We start from the raw sequence: 26,063 nt of genomic DNA on the forward strand, positions 1-26,063 counted from the left end.
TCCCCATGACCGTTTCACTCGAAGTCTCCGAAGGCGTCGGCACCATCAGGCTCGACCGCCCCCCGATGAACGCCCTCGACATCGCCGTCCAGGACCGGCTGCGCGAGCTCGCGGAGGAGGCCGGCCGGCGCGAGGACGTGCGGGCCGTCATCCTCTACGGCGGCGAGAAGCTGTTCGCGGCGGGAGCGGACATCAAGGAGATGCAGGACATGGACCACACGGCGATGGTCGTGCGCTCCCGCGCCCTGCAGGAGTCCTTCACCGCCGTCGCCCGTATCCCCAAGCCCGTCGTCGCGGCCGTCACCGGCTACGCCCTCGGCGGCGGCTGCGAGCTGGCGCTCTGCGCCGACTACCGGATCGCCGCGGACAACGCCAAGCTCGGGCAGCCGGAGATCCTGCTCGGCCTGATCCCCGGCGCGGGCGGCACGCAGCGGCTGTCCCGGCTGATCGGCCCCTCGCGCGCCAAGGACCTCATCTTCACCGGCCGCATGGTGAAGGCCGAAGAGGCGCTCACCCTCGGCCTGGTGGACCGGGTCGTCCCCGCCGCGGAGGTGTACGAGCAGGCCCACGCCTGGGCCGCGGCACTGGCCAAGGGCCCCGCGCTGGCGCTGCGCGCGGCGAAGGAGTCGGTGGACACCGGTCTCGAGACGGACATCGAGACGGGACTCGCGGTGGAACGGAACTGGTTCGCGGGCCTGTTCGCCACGGAGGACCGCGAGCGGGGCATGCGCAGCTTCGTCGAGGAGGGGCCGGGCAAGGCGAAGTTCCTCTGATCGGGGCCGAGTCCGGCTGCGGCTCCGCCTCCGCCTCCGTCCCCGCCTCCGTCCCCCGGGGCCGTGTCCGCCTCCGCCTCCGTCCCCGCCTCCGTCCCCCGGGGCCGGGGCCGGGGCCGGCTCGGTGGAGGCCGACCCGCGTCCGGCCCTGGTTACCTGTGCGTACCGCACGTTCGGAAGGTGACAGCGGTGACTGTCGGGCGCCTCGCAGCGCGTGACAACGTCATTCCTGTCACCGACCGAGGGAGTGTGCGTGAACAAGGGGTACGCGGTCTTCTGCGACGCCGACCGGCACTTCTACGACGCCCCGCACCGCCTGGCGTTCGCGGAGGAGACCGCTGACGGCTCCCTGTACGAGGCGGCGCGGCTGCCGGTCCCCGAGGGCTGGCTCAGCCACCGTACGGGCGACTGGCTCGCCCTGCGGCCCGTGGACCGGGCGCTGCCGTCCCAGGGCTGGAAGATCCATGTCTCCGCCTCGCTCGGCAACGCGGAGTCGGTGCTCGGCAAGGTCCGCACGTACTGCCTGGCACACGAGGTGGCGTTCAAGTTCGTCCCGAGCCGCTACCTCCTGCACCAGCGCAACGCCAAGTACGCCGACCGGGCGGCGAGTGGCAAGTTCATCACGGTCTACCCGGCGGACGAGGCCCGGTGCGGACGTATCGCGGGCGACCTCGCCGCGCTGCTCGACGGCGAGCCCGGTCCGTACATCCTCAGCGATCTGCGCTGGGGCGCCGGGCCGGTGCACCTGCGGTACGGGAGCTTCACCCGCCGCCACTGCTACGACGAGCACGGCGAGCTGCGACCCGCGATCGAGAACGAGTCCGGCGTGCTGGTGCCCGACTCGCGCGAACCGGTGTTCCGGACACCCGAGTGGATCACCCCGCCCGACTACCTGCGGCCCCATCTCGAGGCCCGCGGCGCGGTGGCCGTCGCAGACCTGCCGTACGCCGTCGACAAGGCGCTGCACTTCTCCAACGGCGGCGGCGTATACGAGGCACACCACAAGGCCACCGGCACCCGGGTCGTGCTCAAGGAGGCACGCCCGCACGCCGGCCTCGCCGCCGACGGCGCCGACGCGGTCACCCGCCTGGACCGGGAACACCGGGCGCTGCGGAAGCTGTCGGGGCTCGCCTGCACACCCGAGGTCGTGGACAGCTTCGTGCTGGGCGAGCACCACTTCCTCGCACTGGAGTACGTGGAGGGCCGCCCGCTCAACTCCTTCTTCGCCCGCAGGCACCCGCTGATCGACACGGATCCGTCGCCCGAACGGCTGGAGGAGTACACGCGGTGGGCGATACGGATGCACGGCCTGGTCGAACAGGCGGTGGCCGACGTCCACGCACGCGGAGTGGTCTTCAACGATCTGCACCTGTTCAACATCATGGTCGCCGAGGACGAGCAGTCCGTCGTCCTGCTCGACTTCGAAGCGGCCAGCCCCGTGGAGGAGCGCGGCCGGCAGATCGTCGCCCACCCGGCGTTCGTCGCACCCGCCGACCGGCGCGGCACGGACGTCGACCGCTACGCGCTGGCCTGCCTGCGGATCGCCCTGTTCCTCCCGCTCACCAGCCTGCTCGCCGTCGACCGGGACAAGGCGGCGCACCTGGCCGACCTCGCGGCACGGCACTTCCCCGTTCCCCGCGACTTCCTCGACGAGGCCGTACGGGAGATCGGACGCGACCCGGCCGGCGGCCCGTCCAGGACACCGGCGAGGCGAACGGGCCGGTTCCTTCCCGTGGAACCGGACGACTGGCCGCGCAGCCGAGACTCGATGGCCGAGGCGATCCTCGCGTCGGCGACCCCGGAACGCGAGGACCGGTACTTCCCCGGCGACATCGCGCAGTTCGCGACCGCGGGCGGCGGAGCGAGCTTCGGCTACGGCACCGCCGGAGTGCTCCACGCCCTTGGCGAGAGCGGCTCCCCGGCCTGCCCCGCCGCCGAGGAGTGGCTGCTGCGCCATGCCAAGGCACCCGACTCGGGCACTCCGCTCGGGTTCTACGACGGCCTCTCCGGCATCGCCTGGACCCTTCACCGGCTCGGACACCCGGGCCCTGCCCTGGAACTCGCCCATCGGATCCTCGAACAGGACTGGTCGGCGCTCTCACCCGACCTGCACAGCGGCACGGCCGGGATCGGCCTTGCCTTCGACGCACTCTCCGCCGCCACCGGGGAGAGCGCCCTGCACGACGCCGCCCTCCGCTGCGCGGAACTGACTGCCCGCCCCGTCCCTGCCGGTGCCGGTGCCGGGACCGGGCGGAGCACACGGCGCACCGGCCTCCTGCACGGTTCCGCGGGCCGGGCGCTCCTCCACGTGCGACTGTACGAACGCACCGGGGACACCGCGCTGCTCGACCTCGCGGCCGAGGCGCTGAGCGACGACCTGTCCCGCTGCGTACACGGTGCGGCCGGCACTCTTCAGGTGGACGAGGGCTGGCGCACGATGCCCTACCTGGGAGCGGGCAGCGTCGGTATCGGCATGGTGCTCGACGACTACGCGGCCCACCGCCGCGACGACACCTTCGACCGGGCACGCCGCGAGATCGTGCGGGCCGCGCAGGCCGTGTTCTACGCACAGCCCGGCCTCTTCCGCGGTGCCGCCGGCATGGTCCTGCACCTGGCGCGCACCACCACCGGCGGCCCCGGCACCACAGCGGAGGACGTACACCGTCAGATCCGCTCGCTGGCCTGGCACGCCATGTCCTACGAAGGCCGACTGGCCTTTCCCGGTGAGCAGATGATGCGGCTGTCGATGGACCTGTCCACCGGCACGGCCGGCTGCCTGCTGGCGCTGGCGGCGGCGCTCGGCGACCGCCCGGCGCAGCTGCCGTTCCTGCCGCCGCTGCACCACCCCCAAGAACCGGCCCCGTCCCGGGGTCGTCAGTAGCACCGTCCCCAACAGAGAGGAAGAGATCATGACCCTGCTCGACCTGCAGTCGATGGAAACTCCGAAGGAAGAGGCCATCGGCGACGTCGAGACCGGCAGCCGCGCCAGTCTGCTGCTCTGCGGTGACAGCAGCCTCAGCGTGACCACCTGCGACTGATCCGGCGCGGCTCCGTGAGCGGCGAGAGTCGCGGCGGAGTCCCGGCGCCCCCGGAGCACGTCTCCGGGGGCGCCGCGGTGTCGGGAGCGCCCGCGCCCGCCACGGCGGCGGACGTTTCCGCCCGACCGGGCCCGGGAGCGGCCTCCAGGGCTGCCCTCCGCTGCCTTCCGCGCAGGAGTGGCGGGACGGGTGACGGAGACGAGCGCCGTTGAGGGCGAGGGAGACGGGCGACGGAGCGGGGTGAGGGAGACGGGCGACGGAGAGGGGTGAGGAGGCTGGAACGGGCCGAGCGACCGTGGGGGAGGCGACGACGTGACAAGGAACGGGGTGACAAGGGGCAGCGGGCCGCTGAGCCCCGAAGCGGGGGCCGGCGGGAGAAGGGCCGTACGCCGCCGGCGAGCGGCGGGGACGCGCTCCTGCGCGGCACGGTGCGGCGCACCTGGTTCATCGCGGCCGTCCTGGGCTTGTGTTCGACGGCCGCAGCCGGGTGCGCGCTCGCGGTACCCGCCGTCATCGGGCACGCGCTGGACCTGATGCTGGACCGGCGCCAAGGTGCCGGGCCATGGCTCGCCCTGAGCGCCGTGCTGCTGGCGGGTGAGGTCCTCCTGGAGGCCGCACGCGTCCTGCTGAGCCAACTGGCGAACGCGCGCGCCACCGCCTGGGTACGCATCCGGGCGTTGACGGGTCTGCTCGGCAGTCCGCTCGAGAGGGCGGCCCCGTACTCTCCCGGTGACGTCGCCGCTCGGCTGTGTGTGAACGCGACGGACAGCGGCGCCGCGCCTGCGGCGCTCGCCACCATCTTCTCCTCGCTGCTCGCACCCGTCGGCGCCCTCGTCGCCCTCGCGCTCATCGATCCGTGGACCGCGGCTGTCTTTCTGGCCGGTGTTCCGCTGCTGTTTCTGCTGCTGCGTGCCTTCGCCCGCCACTCGTCCGACAGCGTCGGCCGCTACCAGCGCGTACAGGCCGACATCGCCGCCCGGCTGGCGGAGGCGCTGGAGGGCGCCCGCACGGTCGCCGCGGCGGGCACCGTCGAACGCGAGGCGCGGCGCGTCCTCGCCCCGCTCGACGAACTGGCCCGGCACGGACGGCGTATGTGGACCGTGCACGGCCGTGCCGTCGCGCACAGCGGCGTGCTGCTGCCCCTGCTCGTCACAGCCGTCCTCGCCGTGGGCGGTATCCGGGTCTCCCAAGGAGCCCTGAGCGTGGGGGAACTGCTGGCAGCCTCGCGTTACGCGGCGCTCGCAGCGGGCATCGGCGGGGTCGCCTCCCCGCTCGGCGCGCTTGTGCGCGCACGTAGCGCGGCGCGCCGCACGGCCGAACTCGCGGACCTGGAACCGATGCCCCACGGCTGCGAGGTCCTGCCGGTCGACGGAACCGGCACCTTGGAACTCAGCGGGGTCGGTGTGGTGCGCGGCGGCGTGCCACTGCTCACGGACGTGACGCTGAAGGTGCCCGGAGGTGCGACGGCCGCCGTGGTGGGCCGGTCCGGCTCCGGCAAGTCCAGCCTCGCCGCAGTCGCCGGCCGGCTGGAGGATCCGGACGTGGGGCGGGTGCTCCTCGACGGCACGCCGCTGCCCCGGGTGGCGCGCAGCGAGCTGCGCGCCTGTGTCGCCTACGCCTTCGCACGGCCGGAGTTCCCCGGCGGCACGGTGGCCGAGGCCGTGGCGGCCGGAGCCGTCCCCGCGAGCGGGGAGCAGGTCCGGCAGGCCACGGCCCTCGCGCACGCCGACGGCTTCGTACGCCTGCTGCCCCGGGGCTACCGGACACCGCTGGACGAGGTGCCGTTGTCCGGGGGCGAGCGGCAACGCCTTGGGCTGGCCAGGGCCTTCGTACGCCGAGGGCGTCTGACGGTCCTGGACGACGCGACCTCGAGCCTCGACACGGCCACGGAACGGCAGGTGGAACTCGCTCTGTCGCGTTCCTCGCTCACCGGCACCCGGCTGGTTGTCGCCCACCGGGTGTCCACCGCCGCCCGGGCCGACCTGGTGATCTGGCTGGAGGCGGGCCGCGTCCGGCGCGTCGCGCCGCACGACGAGCTGTGGCGGGACCCGGACTACCGTGCGGTGTTCGCCCCTGCCCCCGCCCCCGTGCCCGTGCCCGTGCCCGCCCCCGTGCCCGTGCCCGCCCCCGTGCCCGTGCCCGCCCCCGTGCCCGTGCCCGGGTCCGTGTCCGCGCCCGAACCGCCGACCGCCCCGTACGGGCCGGCCGCGGGGGCCCCTGTGCCGACACAGGATTCGCCGGCTGCGTCTGGTCCGGTGAACGGGTCTGGTTACGTGTCGGCGTCTGCTCCGGTGTCCGGGTCTGCTCCGGTGTCCGGGTCTGGTTCCGGCCCGGTGCCTGAACCTGGTTCTGTGCCGGCGCCCGGCCCGGTGTCCGGGTCCGGTTCCGTGCCGACGCGCGGCCCGGTGTCAGAACCTGGTTCCGTATCGACGCCCGGCCCGACGACCGGGTCTGACCTCGTGCCGACGCCCGGCCCTACAAGGCCCCCGTACACGGCTCCCGTGTCACGGGCCGGGTGGCCGCCCGCCGCCGTGGCCGCACGTCGCGGCCGGAGGACCGGGCGGTGAGCCGGGCCGCCGCGAGGCCCCGCCACGGCCACGACGCCACGGAACGGGCGGCCGCCCGCCGACTGGCGGGACCGGCCCGGCGCTTCCTGCTGGGCAGGAAGCGGACGCTCTTCGGGCTCGTGGCCCTGTCCGCCGCCGAGTCCGTGCAGACGTTCCTCGGGGGCTACGGCGTCGCCAGAGCACTCGACGACGGCTTTCTGCGGGCGGACACCGTGACCGGTCTGCTCTGGCTGGCGCTTGCGGCCGGGGCGATCCTGCTCAGTGCACCCGTCACCCGCAGGGTCTTCGCTCTGCTCGCCGACCTGACGGAGCCGCTGCGCGACGCTCTGGTCCGCCGCGCGGTGGTGCACGCGCTGCGCAAGGCCACCGCCCCCGGCGGATCGGTCGACGGCACGGCCGTCTCCCGTTTGACCAGCCAGACGGAGATCGCCAGGGACAGCTTCGCGGGGCTTGTGCTCACCGCGCGCTCCTTCGTCTTCGTCGCCGCCGGGGCCGCGGTCGGCCTGCTGTCGCTGGCACCGCAGTTCCTGCTGATCGTTCTGCCGCCGCTGCTGCTGGGCGTCGCACTCTTCGTGGCCTCGCTCCTGCCGATGGCCCGCGCCCAGCACCGCTATCTGGATGCCGACGAGGCGGTCGGCCGGCATGCGCAAAGCGTACGGACGGCCCTGCGCGACATCGTCGCCTGTGGCACACAGGAGGCCGCGGCGGCACAGGGGCGGCTCGACATCGACGAGGCCGCCGCCGCGACACGGTCGATGGCCCGCTGGGCGGCCGTGCGCACGCTCTCCGTCGCCGTGGCCGGTCAGCTGCCGGTCTTCCTCCTGCTGATCTGCACACCGTGGCTGTTGGGGCAAGGTGTCACGGCGGGAGCGCTGGCAGGTGCCCTCACCTATCTGCTTCAGGCACTGCTCCCCGCCCTGCATTCGCTGATGACCGTGCTCGGCGCCGCGGGCGCCCGGCTGCTCGTGGTCCTGGGCCGGCTCACCGAGCCGTACCCGGACACGGCCGTCGCCGGCCCTCCCGCGGCAGGCCCGGGGCCCGCCCCGCCGACGGGCCGGGCGGCGGTGGAACTCCGGGGCGTCCGGGTCTCCTTCGGGTCGCGGGCGCGTCCCGTCCTGGACGGAATGGACCTGACCGTCAACGAGGGCGAGCACCTCGCCGTGGTCGGGCCGAGCGGCATCGGCAAATCGACACTTCTCCTGGTGGCGGCCGGGACGCTGGCACCGACCGCAGGGGCGGTGCGGCTGGCCGGGCAGGCAATCGGGCCGCCGTCACTCCCGGAACTGACGGGTCTGCGTGCCCTTCTCCCGCAGGACGCGTACGTGTTCACCGGCACGCTCCGGGACAACCTGTGCTACCTGCACCCGGATGCTCCGCGAGCGGCGGTGGAGGAGACCGTGCGGGCGTTGGAGCTGGAGCCGCTCGCGGCAAGGGTCGGCGGTCTGGACGCGATGCTGACACCGCGGACCCTCTCCCAGGGCGAGCGGCAGCTGATCGCCCTCGGCCGCGCCCACCTCTCCCTGGCGCCCGTGCTGCTGCTCGACGAGGCGACGTCCCACGTCGATCCCTCGACGGAGGCGGTGGCGGAACGGGCTCTCGCTGCCCGGCCGGGGACCCTGGTGGTGGTGGCCCACCGGCTGTCGTCGGCGCTCCGAGCGGATCGCGTCCTCGTCCTCGACGGCACGCACGCCCAGTGCGGAACACACGAGGATCTCCTGGTGCGTTCCGCTCTGTACCGGGACCTGGTGGGGCACTGGCACGGCACGGGCCGCTGATCCGGCCGGACGCCGTTCGAGGGCAGCGGTCCGTGTGCGAGCCGAAGCGGCCGGCCCGCCGGTCAGGTCAGGTCAGGTCCAGCCGGCTCCTTGCGCGATGCGGATCGCGTCCACCCGGTTGCGGGCCCCCACCTTGCGGATGACACTCGCCATGTAGTTGCGGACCGTCCCCTGTGACAGGTGCAACGACGCGGCCACCTCCGCGATCGGCTCCCCCTTGGCAGCCAGCGCCAGCACGCTCAACTCCCGCTGGGTGAGCGGCATTTCCGCGGCGGTGAGAAATTCCGGGGCCAGTGCCTCGTCCACGAACCGGTCGCCCTTCGCGGCACGGCGCACCGCTGTGAGCAACCGGCTCTTGGAGCCGTCCTTGTCGACGAACCCGAGGGCACCGGCCTCATGGGCCCTGCGCAGCACCCCTGGTCGCTGCGCAGGGACAAGCGCCACGAGGGCGCTCCTTCCGGCCGCAGCCCGGTCGGCGGCCCTGGCCGGCTCCAGGCACTCGGCGTCGACGACGTACACGTCCGGCACCGCAAGGCCAACGGCCGGTCTCTGCGACCAGTGCGCGACCGAGGAGACTTCGAACTCTCCTCCGCAACGCAGCAGTTCCTCCAGCGCCGCCCGCAACAGCCCGGCCTGGTACACCACGGTCACACGTATCATTTCCCACCCCTTGGGTATGCCCGCCGCGCCTGTCGGCGTGACGCTCGTGATCCGCCCCTCCTCTGAGTGCCCCCACCGTGGTCGGGGGAACGGGGCTTTCGGGAGCACAAAGGCGCATGAGGCGGCGGATTGGCCGGATGCGTCCCCGGACCGGTGCACCGGTGCAGGCCATCGGGGTCTCCGAGTTCGGTCGCCGCACCGCAAATGGCCAGATAACGAGCCCGGACGAGGCGGGCGCGCAGGGGCGGTACACCGGCGAGGGTGTGCAGCCGCGAGCGTCGGCGTCACTCTTGAGTGTGGCGTCGGCCCAGGTCCGCGCGGATGGGAGGCGCCTTGCGGCGTCGGGGCCGGACGTTGTGCGAGCCCGTCGGACGGTCCTGCTCCGGAGGAGGCCCGTTCCGCCGGAGCGGCCACACGGGTGGGCGGCAGGGGCCATGATGGAGGCATGTCGGGCCTCGAGGGTGTGGGACAACCGCGGCAGCGCATCAGCGCGACCGCCGCACGGTGGGCACCTGCCGCCGCCGACGAACAGGCACTCGAAGCAGTGGAGCTGTTCGGCAGTCCCGCCGATGCGGAGGTACGCCTCCCCTCCCGCCCCGAATCCGCCGCCACCGCACGCCGGCTCACCCAGTACGTGGTGCTGCGCCAGTGGTCACTTCCCGCGCAGACCTGCGAGTACGCGGTGCTCCTCGTCTCCGAACTCGTCGGCAACGCGGTACGCCACACCGGTGCGCGGGTCTTCGGCTTACGGATGCTGCGCCGCCGCGGCTGGATCCGCATCGAGGTGCGCGATCCGTCCCGGGGGCTGCCCTGTCTGATGCCCGTCGCCGAAATGGACACGAGCGGCCGCGGCCTGTTCCTTGTCGACAAGCTCGCCGACCGGTGGGGCGTGGACCTGCTGCCGCGCGGCAAGACGACCTGGTTCGAGATGCGGGTCACCGAGCGCTGAGAGAACACCGGCCGGCCTTTGCCGCCGTGCGCCCCTGAAGGCACAGAAGCCCCCGCGCGCCGGGGGGACGGCGCCGGGGGCTTCTGTGTGGAGCGCCGTGGATCGGGGGGTGTATCCACGGCGGCTGATGTCGACCTGGCCCGGGTCAATGGAGGTCGTGTCATCGACTATGGCAGACGGACGCCCCATCTCCAAACCCCTTAATCGGATATTTTCTGAACAAGCAGACATGTCTTTGAAGGATCGTAGGTGAGGTGGCCCACTTGCCTGGTAATGCATGCATGGCTATCCCGACTGAGGGGTTATTCCTCGGTCGGGCGTTCGGTCTGGCGGGCGTGATCCTGCGACTCGCGCCAGCGGATAAAAGGGGGCAAATAATCACTTTCCTGCTCTGGGCGCCCTACTGTGCTCTCCCGTGAAGACTCCCCTGACGAAGCGGACCGCCGCGCTGTTCGCGGGCGCCGTCCTCGCACTGCTCACGGGCTGCGGCCAGGGCGGCGAGGGGACAAAGGCGAGCGGCACCCATGCGCCCCTCGCGACCGCCACGCCCGCCCGGCCCCAGCAGGCATCGGCCGACGCACTCCCCGGCATGCCACCGGTCCTCGACCCCGAGGACGTCTACGCCGCCGACCGGCCCGGCATGCTCTCGCCGGTGGTCAAGGACTTCCCGTCACGGGTCTATGTGCCGAACACCAACTCCAACACCGTTTCGGTGATCGACCCCGAGACGTACAAGGTCGTCGACACCATCCCCGTCGGAGTGCAGCCGCAGCACGTCGTGCCGTCGTGGGATCTCAAGACGCTGTGGGTCAACAACAACCGCGGCCACACGCTCACCCCGATCGACCCGGCGACGGGCGAGGCGGGCAAGCCGGTCGACGTACACGATCCGTACAACCTCTACTTCACGCCCAACGGCAAGTACGCCGTCGTCATGGCCTCCCTCGACCGCGAACTCGTCTTCCGCGACCCGCACACCATGGAGATCAAGCACACCGAGCCGGTCTCCTGCTACGGCGTCAACCACGCCGACTTCTCCGCGGACGGCCGCTACTTCATCGTCTCGTGCGAATTCTCCGCCGAGCTCCTCAAGGTCGACACCGAGACGATGAAGGTGATCGCCCAGCAGAAGCTGCCCTTCGAGGGCGCCATGCCGCAGGACGTGAAACTCTCCCCGGACGGCAAGACCTTCTACATCGCCGACATGATGGCCCATGGCGTGTGGGTGCTCGACGGTGCGAAATTCACCCAGCCCAAGCTGCTCCCCACCGGCAAGGGCGCCCACGGCCTCTACATCAGCCGCGACTCCAAGGAGATGTACATTCCCAACCGTGGTGAGGGCTCCGTCTCCGTCTTCGACTTCGCCAAGGACGACCTGACGAAGAAGTGGTGGCTGCCGGACGGCGGCAGCCCCGACATGGGCGGCGTATCCGCGGACGGCAAGGTGCTGTGGCTGTCCGGGCGTTACGACGCGGAGGTGTACGCCATCGACACCGGGACCGGCGAGCAGCTCGCCCGCATCCCCGTCGGCAGCGGCCCGCACGGCCTCGCGGTCTACCCCCAGCCCGGCCGCTACTCCCTCGGCCACACCGGAGTGTTCCGCTGACCGCGGAGTTCCACCGCCCCCGGTGACCGTTGCCCTCGGTGCCGGTGCCGGTGCCGGTGCCGGTGCCGGTGCCGGTGGACGCGGCGCTGCCGTGGACTTGGCTCCGGACTTGGCGGCCGTGGACTCGGCGCGGCCGTGGACGCGGCGCTGCGGCGGACCGGGCGCCGGTGAACCCGGCGCCCAACTCGCCCACCCCCGGGTGACGGTGCGCGGTCGGGCACCGCGATGCCGGGATCGTGGTTGCCATGATCACCACTCGTCTGCGCCGCAGGGCCTCCGTGCTCGCGCTGTCCGTCGTCGCCCTGCTCGTACCGGCCGCCTCCACCACCACCGCCGCCCCCGCTCCGGCGGCCGCTGCCCCGACGTCCGTCACCGCCGCCGCGGCGGCCGCCACCTGTCCCGTCGTGGGGGACCAGCTCTACGCGGCCGCGGACCGCGGCGTCGACATCGCCCGGATCACGCCGGACCCGTCGTACCGCACCAACTGCAAGCAGCTGTACCGGGCCGACGGGCGCGGCCCGGAGGTCGTCTTCGAGCAGGGCTTCCACCCGAAGGCGCCGCAGACCGGCCAGTACGACCTCGAGAAGTACGTCCTGGTCAACCAGCCGTCGCCGTTCGTCTCCACCACGTACGACCACGACCTCTACAAGCAGTGGAAGAGCGCCTGGAACTACTACGTCGACGCCCCCGGCGGCATCGACGTCAACGAGACCATCGGCGACACCCACAAGTGGGCCGCGCAGGTCGAGGTCGCCTTCCCCGGCGGTATCGCACGGGACTTCATCGTCGGGGCCTGCCCCGTCGACAAGGAGACCAAGCGCGAGATCATGAGCGAGTGCCAGGACAATCCGAACTACCTCCCCTGGCGCCTCTGACGAACCCCGCCGTCGGGCGTTTCAGCGGGCGGTGAGGACCGTCTCGGAGGCCACCGGCCGGTAACCGGCCTGCTGGAACGCCCGTACGCCGCGCGCGTCGCCCAGTGGCTGCCGCGACCACACCACCGGGCCCGGCACCAGGCGCCGGGCCGCCACCGCGAGCCGTGGCCCGAGACCCCGGCCGCGCGCGCCTCCCCGTCGGCCTCGGCGCCCTCTCCCACCGGCCGGTCGGCCGGCCCCCGGCCCAGGACCGGCAACCCGCCGTCCGCCGGCGGGATCCGCCCCTCCGCCGCCTCCGCCGGGATCCGCGCGAGCGCTCCGCTCGCCACCTGCCCCCGCTCGCCCGTACCGCCCTCCTGTCCGGGATCGCCGACATGGGCCGATAATCTGACCCCCGTCAGCAATGCACCAAGAAGGGGTGGACCTGTGGCGGACATCGAGGAAGCACGTAGGGCGTTCGACCGTTATGACGCGGACGGCGACGGCTTCATCACCGCGGCCGAGTACAAGACGGCCATGGCCCAGATGGGCGACTGGAACGTCACCGAGGCGGTGGCCGAGGCCGTGATCGCCGCACAGGACGCCAACAGCGACAAGCTCCTGTCGTTCGACGAGTTCTGGGCCCACCTCAGCAAGGGCTGAACTGAACGCCGCTGCCCCGCCCCGGACATCCGAGGCGGGACAGCGCCATGTCGCGAACGGTTCAGCCGAAGCTCTTGATCGCGCTCCAGTCCGTACCCAGGACCAGCGTGGAGGGCCCGGTACCGGTCTTCGAGGCGTGATGGACGGACGTCTTGCCGTCCGTCCCGGACCGGGACCACATGTCAGGCACCCGGTCGCCGTTGACGTCCGGGACGCCTACGACCGCCGACACGTTCGCCTGCGTCCACCCCGTGCCGTACAGCACGTCACCGTCGCGGGAGGCGGCCGCTGTAGTGAGCGACACCAGGGCGACGCTGCCCGTCTCCGGGCCCGGCTTGCCGTGCCGGACGTACATGTTGCCGTTGGCCGGGTTGCGCCACACCAGGTCCGGCGTGCTGTCGAGGTCCACATCCGCCACGTTGACGATCTCCCGGCCCGCCCAAGCGCCACCGTTCATCAAAGTGGCTTCCTGGAAGCTCGCGCCCGTGTATCCGGTCAGAGCCCAGTAGTCGCCGCCGGCCCTGAGAAACAGATCCGGCCGCTTGTCGCCGGTGACGTCCCCGACCGCCTTGATCTGTGTCCAGGAGGACGGGGCCGGAGCGCCGGACGGCAGCCGGACCCGCAGCCGCTTGTCCACGTTGAAGCTGCCGTAGCCGTCCCCGGGGTACAGCCAGAAGCCGCCGTCGGGCGTCCGGGCGAACAGATCGGTCGCACCGTCACCCGGGTAGGTGTCCGAGTGCTTCGCGATCAGAGCCGCCTTTCCGGTGGCGGGGTCGTACCAGTGACCGGCCGGGTTGAGCTTGCTGTCGGAGGTGTAGGAGGCGTCGAGGTAGCTGTAGAGGTCGCCGTCGATGCCACCCATCAGAGTCTGCAACTCGCCGGCCGCGTTGATGATGAGCAGGTCGGGTCGTCCGTCACCGCTGGTGTCGCCCGGGCCGTCAGGCATGTCGCCAGGCGGCAGGTAGAAGGTGTAGCTGGTGCGCTGGCTGCGGTTGCCGTAGGCGTCGAAGGCGTAGACCGTCAACGTGGTCGGCCCGGAGTGCGGAGGCTTCAGGTCCGGAATCGTGGCCCGGCCGTCTGTTGCCTGGACCACTTTGTACCCGACGCCTTCGAAGGCGTAGTGGAACGTCGCGGCGTCCTGGGCGCTGAAGGTGATGGAGCCGGTCTCGCCGAACTTCACCGTCGCCCAGGTCATGCCGTCGTCGGTGGCCTGCTTGAAGACCTCTGTCTCGATGTCCGGAGCCGGCGGGGCATCACCGTCGACGGTGATCCGGCAGGGCTCCGTACCCGGCGGGAAGAAACTGGAGACGGCGCCTTCGGTGTCCTCCGCGCGCACGTCCCAGGCGTAGGTGACGCCGTCGGCCAGCGACTCCGAGGGGATCTCCAGCGTGGCCTTGCCATTGCTGAGGGGGGTTCGGAGACTGCCCGCGGGCGCCGCGGTGCCGGTCTTCCAGAAGCGGAAACGCAGAGCCTTCAGGTTTCCGTCGGGGTCGGTCGCCGACGCGGACAGGGTCAGGTCGGTCTTGCCGACCGTCCGCCCCAGGCCCGGACCCGGTACGCAGGCGCCTCCCGGAGTGGTCGTACCGCCCGTGGGCTCCTTGGGCGCGCGGTTGTAGTCGACCTCGAGGGTGGCGGAGGTCGCGCGGAACTTGCGCCAGGTCTTGGTGTCGTTCTCGCTTGTGGCGTGCATGCCGAGCGTGATGCTCGACGACCCGGCGTCGGCGCCCTTCTGCGCGGCTTCCTTCACGTCGAACTGCACGTACTCGTCGCTGCAGCCGGAGCCGTAGCCGTGCGCGAAAGACTTCGCCTCCTGCAGCGTGCCCCAACTCGGCTGCTTGTTCCAGGTGGTTCCGGACGAGATGGCGCCGGTCGTCTTCAGCTGGAACTGGCGGGCATCGCACGACCAGGAGTGGTTGTTGAGCACCTTGAAGACGCCTCGGGTGACCTTCGCGCCCTTGAGGCTGCTGGAGTAGCCCATGCGCCAGAAGGAGCGGGCCGTTCCGCCGGTCTCGTCCTCGTGCCCCACTCTGGCGTCCGACGTGCCGGAGTTGAAGTTGGTGCCGTTGTAGAAGCTGGTGTTGGGATAGGGCTTGTACGCGGTCGTCCATGCCTTCCAGCCGCTTCTCAGCGTCGGGTCCACGAAGACGGGGAACCGGACCTCCGGGTTGTCGAAGACCCCGGTCGCCGCCGCGTCGAGGTGCAGCAGGGCGTTGCCGGTTCCGTCGCCGTCGAGCCGCGACGGCATGGGGGACTGGTGCGCCCCGGGCTCGATGCCGGCGAGTCCGGAGAGCTTCAGCACGTCGGCCGCAGTGGCCACGGAGACGCTGACGGGTGCTTCCGGCGCGTCGGGGTTGCGCCCCGCGGAGTCCCAGACGAAGGGGGTCGGAATGGAGGCGATCTCCTCTCCCGACTCTTTGTCCACCACCTGGACCCCGCCGGTGGTCCCGTCGTGCTCGAATCGTGCGGTCGCCGAACGCAGCCCGAACGTGATGTCCTCAAGTTCCTTCTGCTCGGCGGCCTCCGGGGTCTTCACTATCAGCAGCTGACCGAAGCCGCCCTCCTCGCGAGCCACCACCAGCAGGTCCACCGCGGGAAGCACGTCGGGATAGAGCGCCCTCGGTCCGTCGAGCACCGGCTTCGGCAGCGCACCGGGCCAGGTGTAGGCCACAGTGTGCCCGGCGATGTCCACCTCTGCCAGGACGGTCGTCCCCGCCTCGGCGCCGGGTTCGTCGTCGGCCCGCACGGTCAACGGCACGCGCCCGTACGAGCGGTCCGCGCGTCCGGTGTTACTGGAGACCTCTGGGGAACCGTTGGAGAAGCGCACCGGCAGCGGGGCGTTCACCGGCCGGATCCCCAGTTCGCCAGGGGCTTCGGTGGTGCGCCGCAGTTCGGTGTCGATCGCCGACCATGTCCCGTCGGCCTGCTTCACGCGCTGCGACAGAGCGTGGATCCGGCTGCGCAACTGGCCGTCGGGAAGAGCCCAGGTGAGGTTCGTGGCGGTCGTCGCGGTGTCCACGAGGACCTGCTTGCCACTGCGCAGCGCCAGGGCCATGGCGGCTGCCTCGTCACGGGGACCGCTCTTCGCAGGTGTGGCTTTCGTGGCCCGGGTTCCCTGCGGTTCGGTCTCGCCCCCCGGCCACCACGGCAGCAGGGCGGCGACGAGCGCGGCCAACAGGAGGCCGAGGCTGAAGGAGAGCCTGGTGCGCGTGCGCACGAACGGACTGAGCAGGCGGGGCGGCGGCGCGGTCACGGCGGTCTACTCCCGTGGGGACCAGGCGGAAAGGGGCAGCACGGACGGCCCCGTGCGGCGGACCGCGGGGCAGAGGCGCGCACACGATCACACACGGTGGGGTGCACGTCCATCTACATGAAGTTCACCAATCCGTTACAAGTACGGGGCGGTTGCCCCGGCCACATCCGACAACTGCCTTTTCGCGGCTTTCATCCGGGTGCAATGGTTCAGATGGGTCGATCTTGACGGTCTGTCCGAACCTCGCGCCTTGTCATTTTCCGTCCCCGTTCAGCGTGTGATGCATCTCACTCGGAACGCGTCGCCGCGACCTTGGGTGATCTTGCCTGTCGCTGCGGTCATGACAGAAGGTGCGAAGGCGCATGCCACGTCCGGCGTGTGCTCTTTGCTGCTTTCACAAGTCCTTTGCAGATTCTTGTGCCTGGGTGGGAGTCGACGCGTATGCGTGCTTCAGGTCCGCTGTCGTGGATGGGGCGTGGTCGCCTGTCCGTGACGGCCTCGGTCGGACGACGTCGCAGGCTCGGCCGCGCGGCCACGGTGGTCCTGTTGTCCTCCGTGCTCACGGCGACCAGCCTCGGCGCACAGGCATGGGCGATCCCGGGCGACGGGATGAGTCGTGAGCAGACGCGGGTCGATCTGCCGGACATCCCGGAGAGCGAGCCCACGGAACAGGACGAGGCCGCCGAGACGAGTCTGACGACCGCCGACGAGGTCCCGGTGGAGCCGTATGTGCCGAAGGCCGTGACGCCCTGGCAGGAGGACAGCGGCACGGTGGACCTGACCGGCCTCCAGCCGGGCTCCACGCTCCCCGTGGCAGACCTCCCCGTGGAACTCGGCGTCCCCGAGGGCGCGGACCCCGCCACTCTCGCCGGCGAATGGAAAGTGGATCTCGCCGCGCCGGAGGCATCCCAGACCGCGGGCGTCGCCGGTCTGATCATGCAGGTGACGCCGCCCGCGACCGTCGACCCGGCGGCAGAGGTCTCCCTCAGCGTCGTCACCACCGACTTCGCCGACCTGTACGGGCCGCAGGCAGCCGACCGGTTCGGCCTGATGCTGCTGCCGGAGTGTGTGATCACGTCCCCCGACAGCGGCGACTGCTCCGCCGGCGGCGGGACCGAAACCCTGTCCGGCACTTCCGACGACACCTTCGAGCCGGTGCAGAGCACGGTGGAGGTGAGCCCGGCCGAGGGCGCCCGCGCCACGGCCGAGGGCGCGGAGCAGGCACCGACCAGGACCGTCGTCACCGGCACCGTTCCCGTCGGACCACTGCTGGGCGGCGCGGCCTCGTCCACGGCCACCGGCGCCTCGGTGCGTACCGCCGCGCTCCCTGCGGCCGACTCCGCCAGCCCCCGGGTCGTCGGGGCCCTGGACACGGGAGCCTCGGCGGGCGGTGACTTCACGGCCACGCCGCTGCTGTCGTCGGGTTCCTGGGCGGCGGGCTCCTCCTCGGGCGCGTTCACCTACTCGTACCAGGTGCAGACGCCGGAGGCCGCGGGCGGTCTGATGCCGAAGGTCGCCCTGTCCTACTCCTCGCAGTCCGTGGACGGTCGCACCTCCGCCTCCAACAACCAGGCGTCGTGGATCGGCGACGGCTGGGACTACAACCCGGGCTTCATCTCGCGCACCTACGCCAACTGCCGCCAGGACGCGGTACCGAACGAGAGCAAGCAGGAGCCCAACAACCGTACCCACCGCACCGCCGACCTCTGCTACGGCTCCGAGAACGCGACCCTCTCGCTCGGCGGAATGACCACCGAACTCGTCTGGGACAAGGACAAGGAGAAGTGGTTCACCGCCAACGGCGACGGCTCCAAGATCGAGCTGAAGAAGAACACCGACCTGAAGAACGGTGACGACGACGGCGAGCACTGGATCGTCACCACCCGCGACGGCACGCGCTACCACTTCGGTCTGCACCGTCTGCCCGGCTGGTCCGACAACGGGGAGGGCAAGGACGACCCGACGACCGACTCCGTCCTCACCGTCCCGGTCTACGGCAACCACCCGGGCGAGCCCTGCTACAAGGCGGGCAACTGGGCCGGCTCCCACTGCACCCAGGCGTGGCGCTGGGGCCTCGACTACGTCGAGGACATCCAGGGCAACGCCATGTCCCTGTGGTGGAAGCGCGACACCAACCACTACGCCCGGAACTTCAACTTCAAGGCCCCGGTGCCCTACCACCGCGACGGCTACCTGAGTCACATCGACTACGGGCAGCGCGGCGACGGCATCTTCTCCGCCCCGGCCCCGGCCCGCATCAGCTTCTCCGTGGCGGAGCGCTGCTTCGCAGAGGGTTCGCTGACCTGCACCGAGGCGAACTTCGCCGCCAAGGACCCCGGCAAGTACCGCATCTGGTACGACACTCCGGCCGACCTGCGCTGTGCCGCCCAGCAGAAATGCTGGAACGCCGGCCCGTCCTTCTGGTCCCGCAAGCGCCTCGACGCCATCACCACCTCGGTCCAGCGGCAGCCCGGTACCGCTGCCCGTCAGGAAGTGGACGAGTACAGGCTCACGCAGTCCTTCTCGGACCTGACGACCGGACCCAACACCGCCCTCTGGCTGGAGTCGATCACACGGACCGGCTACGGGCGCGACGGCAAGGCCGGCCCGAAGACCGTACTGAACGCCGTGCGCTTCGAGGCGCAGGACATGCCCAACCGGGTCAAGCGGGACAATCGGCCGGAGTTCGCCCGCCAGCGGATCTCCCGGGTCATCAACGAGTACGGCGGCGAGACCGTCATCACGTACCGGACGCCCACGGGTGAGTGCGCCACCGGCGCCGGCCTCCCCGGGAAGGGCGACACCGCTGCGCTGAAGGCCAACGACCGCTTCTGCTACCCGGTGTTCTGGCACCCCGACGCGGGGGCGGAGGACATCGACTGGTTCCACAAGTACGTCGTCAGCAGCGTCGAGGAACTGCCCAACATCAACGGCTCGTACGGGACCAGGACCGACTACTCGTACGCGAACCCGGCCTGGAAGCTCGCGGAGCAGGAGTTCACCAAGAAGGCCACGCGCACCTACTCCCGGTTCGCGGGCGTCGAGAAGGTCACCGTGCTCACCGGCGCGAACGACGACGAGATCGGCAGCAAGCGGTCCAAGGCCGTCACCCGCTACTTCCGCGGCCTGGGCGGCGACATGCCGGTGCTCGACATCACCGGCCTCCCCGGGAACGAGATAGCGAAGGACGAGGAGCCCTTCGCCGGCCGGATCGCCGAGGAACTCACCTACGCCGACGCCGCTGCCGACGACAGCGACTGGCTGACGCGCAGCGTCACCCACCCCGAAGCCACCCTCCTCGCCGCGCGCGAACGCGGCACCGGTCTGAGCCCGCTGCGCGCCTGGCGGGTCACGGAGCCCCGTCAGGTCTCGTACACCAAGTCCTCCGGCACCGGCGACGACGGGCGCAAGGAACGCGTCGTCGAAACCCGCACCGCCTACGAGTCGACGTACGGTCTGCCCACCGAGATCGAGTTCCTGGGCGACAAGGGCAAGGCCGGCGACGAGTCCTGCACCCGCCTCGAGTACCTGCACGAGCCCCTCCGCAACATCATCGGATTGACCAAGCAGACCCTAACCAGCGCCTCCACCTGCGCCGACGCCACCTTCGACGACCTGGCCTCGCTCAGTTCCGCCCTCCGCACCGCCTACGACGGCAAGGCATACGGCACGGCGCTCACCACGTCCTCTCGCGGTCTCGCGACCCAGACCTGGTCGCTGAAGGCCGACGGCTCAGGCTTCCAGAGCGACGGCACCACCGGCTTCGACGCGATGGGCCGCGTGGTCCGGCACACCGATCCGGACCAGAAGTCGTCCACGATCACCTACGATCCGCCCACGGGTCAGGCGTTCAAGATCACCGAGCGTAACCCCCTCCAGCACGAGCGGATCCAGGAACTCGACCCGGGACGCGGAGTCGCCCTCAAGACCACCGACACCAACGGTCACGTCAGCCACGCCGAGTTCGACCCCCTCGGCCGCCTCGTCAAGGCATGGTCACCGGGACGCACCCCTTCCGAGTCCGCCGTACCGGACTTCGAAGCCGTCTACACCATTCCCACGTTCGATCCCGACGACGAGGACCGCGAGCCGCCGTACATCACCACCCGCGCCCGCGGTCACGAGAACCGCATCGAGACCTCGGTCGCCATCTACGACGGGCTCGGGCGCGAACGGCAGACCCAGGAGCAGGCCACCGGCGGCGGCCGGCTGGTCACCGACACCCTTTACAACAGCTCCGGCGAAGTGTGGAAGACGAGGAACGCCTACTTCACCGAGGGCGCACCCGAGGGCGTGCTCTTCACGCCGCTGGCCGACACCGCCGTGCCCAACGCCACTCGGTACACGTACGACGGCCTGGGCCGCGTCGTGCGAGAACTGCCGATCCTGAACGGCGTGGCCAACGACGCACGCGCCACCCGCTACGAGTACGGCGCCGACCACTCCACCGTCATCAACCCGTCGGGCGCCGCCTCCTACCGGATGTACTCCGACGCCCTCGGCCGCACCGCCCGCCTCGACACCTTCACCGACGCGGCCCGCACCGAGAAGACCTCGATGCGGTACACGTACGACGAGCGGGGCATGCTGCGGAAGGTCACCAACTCCGCGGCCCCCGACAGCCCCTGGACCTGGACCTACGACCACCGCGGCCGCATGGTCACGGCCACCGACCCGGACACGGGCACCACCCGCACCACCTACGACCACCGGGACCGTCCGCAGACCGTCACCAACGCCCGCGACATCACGGTCTGGACCGGCTACGACGCGCTGTCCCGCCCCAAGGAGCAGCGACTCGACAGCTCCGGCGGCACTCTCCTCAGCGCCTACACCTACGACACGGCCCCCGGTGGCAAGGGCCTGCCGGCCTCCGTCACCCGGTACACCGACGGCCAGCCGTACACCATGAAGGTCGGCGGATTCACCGACGACTACGCACCGCTCTCGACCACGCTGACACTGCCGCAGGCCCTCGCCGACACCTGGGGCCTCGACTCCTCCTACACGTACAGCTACGGCTACAACGACAAGGGCCAACTGGAGTCGGCCACACTCCCGGCCGTCGGCGCGTTCGACGCCGAGAAGATCGTGACCCGCTTCAACAGCGAGGGTCTCCCGCTCTCCGTGTCCGGCAAGGACTGGTACGGCGCCGAGGTCGTCTACTCCCCGTACGGGCAGGTGCAGCGCGCCACGCTCGGCGCACAGCCCAACCGGGTCTGGACCCAAACCACCTACGACGAGGCCAGCGGCGCGCTCCTCGACCAGCAGGTGTACCGCGAGCAGACCGGGGACAAGGCCGTCGTCGGCGGCAACCTCGTCTCGAAGCGCGCTTACGGTTACGACGACGCGGGCAACGTCACCTCGATCCGTGAGCACGCTCTCGGCATCGACGAGCGGCAGTGCTTCACTTACGACCCCCTCGGCCAGCTCACCGAGGCATGGACCTCCAAGAACCAGGAGGGCTGCGCCCCCGGCCCGATCGGCACCGACGGCAGCGTCAACGTCTCCGACGGCAAGGACGGCTCCGGCTACTGGCAGGAGTACGAGTACGACCTGCTCGGCAACCGTGAGAAGCTGACCGAGAAGAACCCCGCCGGCCAGACCGGAAAGGCCGCAGAGACCGACTACGTCTACGGCAAGGACGGCAACCAGCCCCGCACCCTGACCAAGGTCAGCAAGCAGTACGTCACCCCCGGCGGGGCCCAGGTCACCGCCGAGGCCGAGCGGCTCTACGAGCTGACCGGTGAGACGAAGTCCGTCACCTCGCTGGACAACGGCGACAAGCAGGAACTCACCTGGACCTACGACGGCCAGGTCGAGCGGATCACCGGCCAGGGCAGCAACGGCAAGGCCCCGTATGTAGGGCTCGCGGACAAGTGCCTCGACCTGTGGCTCGGCCGCACCGACCCCGGCCAGCCGATCCAGCTCCACAGCTGCAACGCCTCACCGGCCCAGAGCTGGACGTTCACCCCGGTACCGGGACAGGCCGACGCCGACCTCGGCACGCTGACCGTCTACGACAACTGGTGCGTCCAGCCGACCGGGAACACCGCCGGTTCGGCGCTCCAGCTGCAGAAGTGCGACGGCTCCGCCGCACAGCAACTGAAGCGCAACTCCACCGGACAGCTCACGCACAACAGCTCCGGGCTGTGCCTCGCCGTCAAGGACGGCTCCGGCGACGACAAGACCCCGATCGTGCTGGCCGGCTGCTCCGCCTCCTCGACGGCCCAGCAGTGGGAGCCGCAGAACGAGACCCGTCACATCTACGGACCCGACGGCTCCCGGCTGCTCACCATCCAGGGCCGGCAAGCCACGCTGAATCTCGGCGAGGCCCAGGTCACCGTCCAGAAGGGCGGCACCCTGGTCGACACCCAGCGCTCCTACGGCGCCCCGGGCGGCTCGGTCATGCGCTACGCCAACGGCAACGGCGCAGAGTCGCTCGTCGCTCTCGCCGGTGACCACCAGGGCAGCCCGTACGCCGAGGTCGCCCTCAGCGGGGACATGCCGGTCCGGATCCGCAAGCAGGACCCGTTCGGCAACCAGCGCGGCACCGACACCGTCGGCGTCAACATGCAGACCCGGACCGGGTTCCTGGGCGCCATCCGTGACGACGCCTCCGGCTACACCCCGCTCGGCGCCCGCCTCTACGACCCGGTCGTCGGCCGCTTCCTCTCCGCCGACCCGGTCCTCGACCTGGCCGACCCGGTCCAGGCCAACGGCTACGCCTACGCCCACAACAACCCGGTCACCCTGTCCGACCCGACGGGTCTGTCGGTGGCCCTGAACGCCTCGGAGCGGGCGGCGGCACTCGCCGGCGCGGGCCTGAGCGCGGCGGCCGTCGCCCAGGCGCAGGCCGATTCGGGCAGGTCCCTCACGTCGGTGATCATCTCGGCGGCGTGGGGTGTGCTGTCGGAGTTCATTGGCCTTAATGACGCGATGGCCTGCTTCGGCGGGGACTTGTGGTCTTGCGGCAGCGTCATTCTCGGGGCGATCCCGGTGCTGAAGCTCGGCAAGATCCCAGCGGTGGCGAAGGCGATCGGCCGCACGATCGACGCGATCCAGGCGTTCCGTGCGGCGAAGAAGGCAGCCGAGGCGGTCCTGGCCACGGCGCGGGCAGCGGAGAAGGCGGCGCTCGCGGCGAAGAAGGCGGCGATCGAGAAGGCCAAGAAGGCGGCGCAGGCCGCCAAGAAGAAGGCCGCCGACAAGAAACAGACCACCAGTAACAAGGCCGTCAACAATACGAAGAAGACCGGTAACCCGGTCCAGAAGCAGGCCCAGGCCAAGTCCAACCCGAAGGGCTCCTCCGCCTCGGCGACCCACGGCAAGGGCTCCGGCGGTGGCGGCAAGTCGTCCAAGCCGGGCGGTTCGTCGGGCGGCTCCTCCCGTTCCTCGGGCGGTAGCAGCGGAAGCGGCGGCAGCGGCAAGACGGGCGAGGGCAGCGGCGGCTGCTCGACGAAGAACAGCTTCACTCCCGGCACCAAGGTGCTGATGGCCGACGGCACCACCAAGGCCATCGAGGACGTCAAGACCGGCGACAAGGTTCTGGCGACCGACCCGGAAACGGGAGAGACCCGGGTCGAGACGGTCACCGCCGAGATCAAGGGCGAGGGCCTCAAGCACCTGGTCAAGGTCGTCATCGACGTCGATGGCAAGGCCGGCACGAAGACGGCAGAGGTCACCGCGACCGACGGCCACCCCTTCTGGGTCCCCGAGCTCGGCGAGTGGATCGACGCCACCGACCTGAAGTCCGGCCAGTGGCTCCGCACCAGCGCCGGCACCCACGTCCAGATCACGGCCGTAGCCCGCTGGACCACGCAGGGCGCGACGGTCCACAACCTGACCGTCTCCAACGTCCACACGTACTATGTGCTGGCAGGTGCCACGCCGGTACTCGTCCATAACTGTGGCAACCAAATGTCCAACGTGGCCCTCGGCACGTCGGACAATGGTCTGGAGGAATTCGCGGATGACAACGGGTACACCCACTTCATGGGAAATACGCGTGATGATGCTCTTGCGAACGTTCATGACGCGTTGAACTACCACGATGAGGCCCATATTCACGTGCGTCTTGACGGGTTTAAGATGACCAGCGGGAAACCGGGCACTCCGGCCGAGTTGTTCGACGACGCGGTCAGGGAGGGGCAGGACGATAACTGGTACACCACGCAGAGAGAGATGGCGATCCTGGAGCGAGCCTTCCGACTGGGGAACCTCGACGCGAGCCGACTCACTTTTTACATGGGAGGCAAGAACGTCACGGGTGATATTCTGTCGGGGTCCAAGTATCTGGGAGGTTCTTAGTGGCTTTGGTTGCAATGTGGGATCGGGCGTTCCGGGCGTGGCATTTCTCGGTGAGCTATAATCAGCTTCTGCTGCGCAGCCTCAGTAACGACACCTCTCCGGCGCGAATAGATGTTCTCTTCTCGAACGTTTACTTTCTTCACATGCCCACGACGTTCGCACGTCTTGAGATCCACAAGGGCGAGGGATTCGATTCGCCACATGTAGAGATTCCGGTCGGCACCCGTGGGGAATGGTTCACCATCAACACGGGCGAGGGCTACGTGTATGCCACGCACTGTCAGTGGCACGAGGATGAAGGTAACGCACTGACTCCGTCTCACTTCGGCCCTCTGAAGAGGACCGACTGAAAGCAATTCAGTCACGAACGTGTTGATCAGGTCGTGAGTAGTTTGGGTAGAACGGTACTCGCGGAAGAACGTGTGCGCCTCGTCAATGATCAGGGCCGTGAGCGGCCACTGCGGAGAAGGGCCGACGTGCCACATGTTCTTCACACCAGCACGTCCCGGATGGTCGCAGAGCGCCGATTGCGCAGCTCCACCAGACGCTTGAACAGTGCGTTCGCTTCATCGAGGTCGTCCCGGCAGAAGGCGAACATCCGCTTGACGAGATCGGCGTAATCGCCCTCCGAGGCCCGCGAAACCTTCCGGTCCGCAGTCGCGATCTGCACGGATGGAGACGGCGCGAAGACGCAGACGAACTTGTTGATCCCCGTCTTGCCCGCGCCGGGGGTGCCGGCCACCGTCACCCGGGCACGTTGGCCAGAGACAGGCACACCTGTGCGGCGCACTCGTCGATGCCCAGGCTCGTCAGGTCCGTGGGCGGGTGGCCGGTGGGTGGTGGGCGTGGCCAGCGGGTCTGAGCGCACGCCCCGGATCACCACCCTGCCGGGGCCGTCCGACAGCACGGACACCCGTGTGCGCCTCCAGTCATCCGCCAGGAATCGCACCGACTTCTGGTACTCCTCCAGCCCGACCTGCAGCGTCCGGGCTCGGAGGTTCACGCCGAACCGGTCCGGCGTCACCTAGATCCGGGGAGTCAGCACCCGGGGCGCAGGGCGGGGCCGTCCTTGGGTGCGGTGATCTGCGCGAGCAGGCCCGGGGTCTTGTCGGTGACGTCAGCCCGCCCATCCGCGCGAGCCGTACCCAGCCCCAGCGCACCGAGACGGCCTGCCCCATGCTCACCCTCGTGCCCCGGTCGGCCCGCATGTAGCGACCCACCGTCACCAGCAGCCACATACCGACCAGCGCAGTAGCGATCGGCAGTGCGTTACAAACCGCAACGACTGCAAGGCGTGGGAACTCTCCGGAGCGAAAGACGCCGTCGGCAGGACGACGGTCGTTGCGGACGGCGGCTACCGGGCACCGGCCTCGTCATTCCGCACCGCCGCGAACGCGGGCAGACCGAACTGCCGACCTGGAGAGAGGAACACAACACCTCACACCGCAAGGTCCGCGCCCGCGTCGAGCACGCCTTCGCCCGCATGAAGAGCTGGAAGATACTCTGCGACTGCCGCCGCAAAGGTGATGGCGTCCACCACGCCATGCTCGGCATTGCCCGACTGCACAACCTAACCTTGGCCGGATAACAGGGAAACTGGCAGGTCATCCAGAACGTCAAA

At 70.4% G+C, this 26,063-nt stretch carries 15 protein-coding genes and 1 pseudogene; 12 read left to right on the top strand and 4 right to left on the bottom strand.

What is annotated here, in order from left to right; genetic code table 11:
* Window positions 1–5: 5 nt before the first annotated feature.
* The 5 genes from AB0903_RS19220 (at window position 6) to AB0903_RS19240 (ending at window position 8,153) form a co-directional block, all read left to right on the top strand.
* The gene (locus AB0903_RS19220; protein ID WP_366704261.1) at window positions 6–773 is read left to right on the top strand and encodes an enoyl-CoA hydratase-related protein; all 768 of its coding nucleotides are present in this window, start codon (window positions 6–8) and stop codon (window positions 771–773) included.
* Window positions 774–1,026: 253 nt separating this feature from the next.
* Complete coding sequence (lanKC, locus tag AB0903_RS19225; protein ID WP_366704263.1) at window positions 1,027–3,654, top strand: class III lanthionine synthetase LanKC; 2,628 nt, start codon at window positions 1,027–1,029, stop codon at window positions 3,652–3,654.
* 28 nt (window positions 3,655–3,682) lie between these two features.
* Entirely contained in the window at window positions 3,683–3,811 is a 129-nt protein-coding gene (locus tag AB0903_RS19230) for a SapB/AmfS family lanthipeptide (RefSeq protein WP_366704265.1), read from the top strand.
* A gap of 266 nt (window positions 3,812–4,077) precedes the next feature.
* Window positions 4,078–6,378 carry an ABC transporter transmembrane domain-containing protein gene (locus tag AB0903_RS19235; protein ID WP_366704267.1) on the top strand — a complete coding sequence of 767 codons (2,301 nt, stop codon included), beginning with the start codon at window positions 4,078–4,080 and terminating at the stop codon, window positions 6,376–6,378.
* A complete protein-coding gene (locus AB0903_RS19240) occupies window positions 6,375–8,153 on the top strand; it encodes an ABC transporter ATP-binding protein (RefSeq protein ID WP_366704269.1) in 1,779 nt (592 codons plus the stop codon). Before AB0903_RS19235 ends, AB0903_RS19240 begins: the two co-directional genes overlap by 4 nt.
* A gap of 72 nt (window positions 8,154–8,225) precedes the next feature.
* Here AB0903_RS19240 and AB0903_RS19245 read toward each other — a convergent pair whose 3' ends face one another.
* Window positions 8,226–8,813 (bottom strand): response regulator transcription factor, encoded by a 588-nt coding sequence (locus tag AB0903_RS19245; protein ID WP_366704271.1) that lies wholly within the window; start codon window positions 8,811–8,813, stop codon window positions 8,226–8,228.
* 445 nt (window positions 8,814–9,258) lie between these two features.
* Here AB0903_RS19245 and AB0903_RS19250 point away from each other — a divergent pair, with 445 nt between their 5' ends.
* The 3 genes from AB0903_RS19250 to AB0903_RS19260 all read left to right on the top strand — a co-directional run bounded on the left by AB0903_RS19250 (window position 9,259) and on the right by AB0903_RS19260 (window position 12,243).
* A complete protein-coding gene (locus AB0903_RS19250) occupies window positions 9,259–9,762 on the top strand; it encodes an ATP-binding protein (RefSeq protein WP_366704273.1) in 504 nt (167 codons plus the stop codon).
* 415 nt (window positions 9,763–10,177) lie between these two features.
* Window positions 10,178–11,368, top strand: a complete 1,191-nt coding sequence (locus AB0903_RS19255) for a hypothetical protein (protein ID WP_366704275.1) — start codon at window positions 10,178–10,180, stop codon at window positions 11,366–11,368.
* Between the two features lie 245 nt (window positions 11,369–11,613).
* Window positions 11,614–12,243, top strand: a complete 630-nt coding sequence (locus tag AB0903_RS19260) for an ADP-ribosyltransferase (RefSeq protein ID WP_366704277.1) — start codon at window positions 11,614–11,616, stop codon at window positions 12,241–12,243.
* A 21-nt stretch (window positions 12,244–12,264) separates the two neighbouring features.
* On the opposite strand, the gene AB0903_RS19265 is transcribed toward AB0903_RS19260, so the two are convergent.
* The gene (locus tag AB0903_RS19265) at window positions 12,265–12,399 is read right to left on the bottom strand and encodes a hypothetical protein (RefSeq protein WP_366704279.1); all 135 of its coding nucleotides are present in this window, start codon (window positions 12,397–12,399) and stop codon (window positions 12,265–12,267) included.
* A gap of 270 nt (window positions 12,400–12,669) precedes the next feature.
* Between AB0903_RS19265 and AB0903_RS19270 the strand changes: the two genes are divergently transcribed.
* Window positions 12,670–12,885: an EF-hand domain-containing protein gene (locus AB0903_RS19270; protein ID WP_366704281.1), complete on the top strand. Its 216-nt coding sequence runs from the start codon at window positions 12,670–12,672 to the stop codon at window positions 12,883–12,885.
* Between the two features lie 61 nt (window positions 12,886–12,946).
* Here the strand turns inward: AB0903_RS19270 and AB0903_RS19275 are convergent, their stop codons facing one another.
* Window positions 12,947–16,135, bottom strand: coding sequence for a DNRLRE domain-containing protein (locus AB0903_RS19275; protein ID WP_366704283.1), 3,189 nt, complete (start codon window positions 16,133–16,135; stop codon window positions 12,947–12,949).
* 609 nt (window positions 16,136–16,744) lie between these two features.
* Here AB0903_RS19275 and AB0903_RS19280 point away from each other — a divergent pair.
* Window positions 16,745–24,442, top strand: a complete 7,698-nt coding sequence (locus AB0903_RS19280; RefSeq protein WP_366704344.1) for a polymorphic toxin-type HINT domain-containing protein — start codon at window positions 16,745–16,747, stop codon at window positions 24,440–24,442.
* Window positions 24,442–24,792, top strand: a complete 351-nt coding sequence (locus tag AB0903_RS19285) for a hypothetical protein (RefSeq protein WP_366704285.1) — start codon at window positions 24,442–24,444, stop codon at window positions 24,790–24,792. The genes AB0903_RS19280 and AB0903_RS19285 overlap by 1 nt, the downstream gene beginning before the upstream one ends.
* A gap of 140 nt (window positions 24,793–24,932) precedes the next feature.
* On the opposite strand, the gene AB0903_RS19290 is transcribed toward AB0903_RS19285, so the two are convergent.
* Window positions 24,933–25,190, bottom strand: coding sequence for a hypothetical protein (locus AB0903_RS19290; RefSeq protein WP_366704287.1), 258 nt, complete (start codon window positions 25,188–25,190; stop codon window positions 24,933–24,935).
* Between the two features lie 526 nt (window positions 25,191–25,716).
* Between AB0903_RS19290 and AB0903_RS19295 the strand changes: the two are divergent.
* Window positions 25,717–26,030: pseudogene (locus AB0903_RS19295) on the top strand (transposase); the annotation flags it as partial.
* Between the last annotated feature and the right edge of the window lie 33 nt (window positions 26,031–26,063).

Origin of the sequence: Streptomyces sp. NPDC048389 (assembly GCF_040706335.1) — a bacterium.
Classification (GTDB): Bacteria; Actinomycetota; Actinomycetes; order Streptomycetales; family Streptomycetaceae; genus Streptomyces.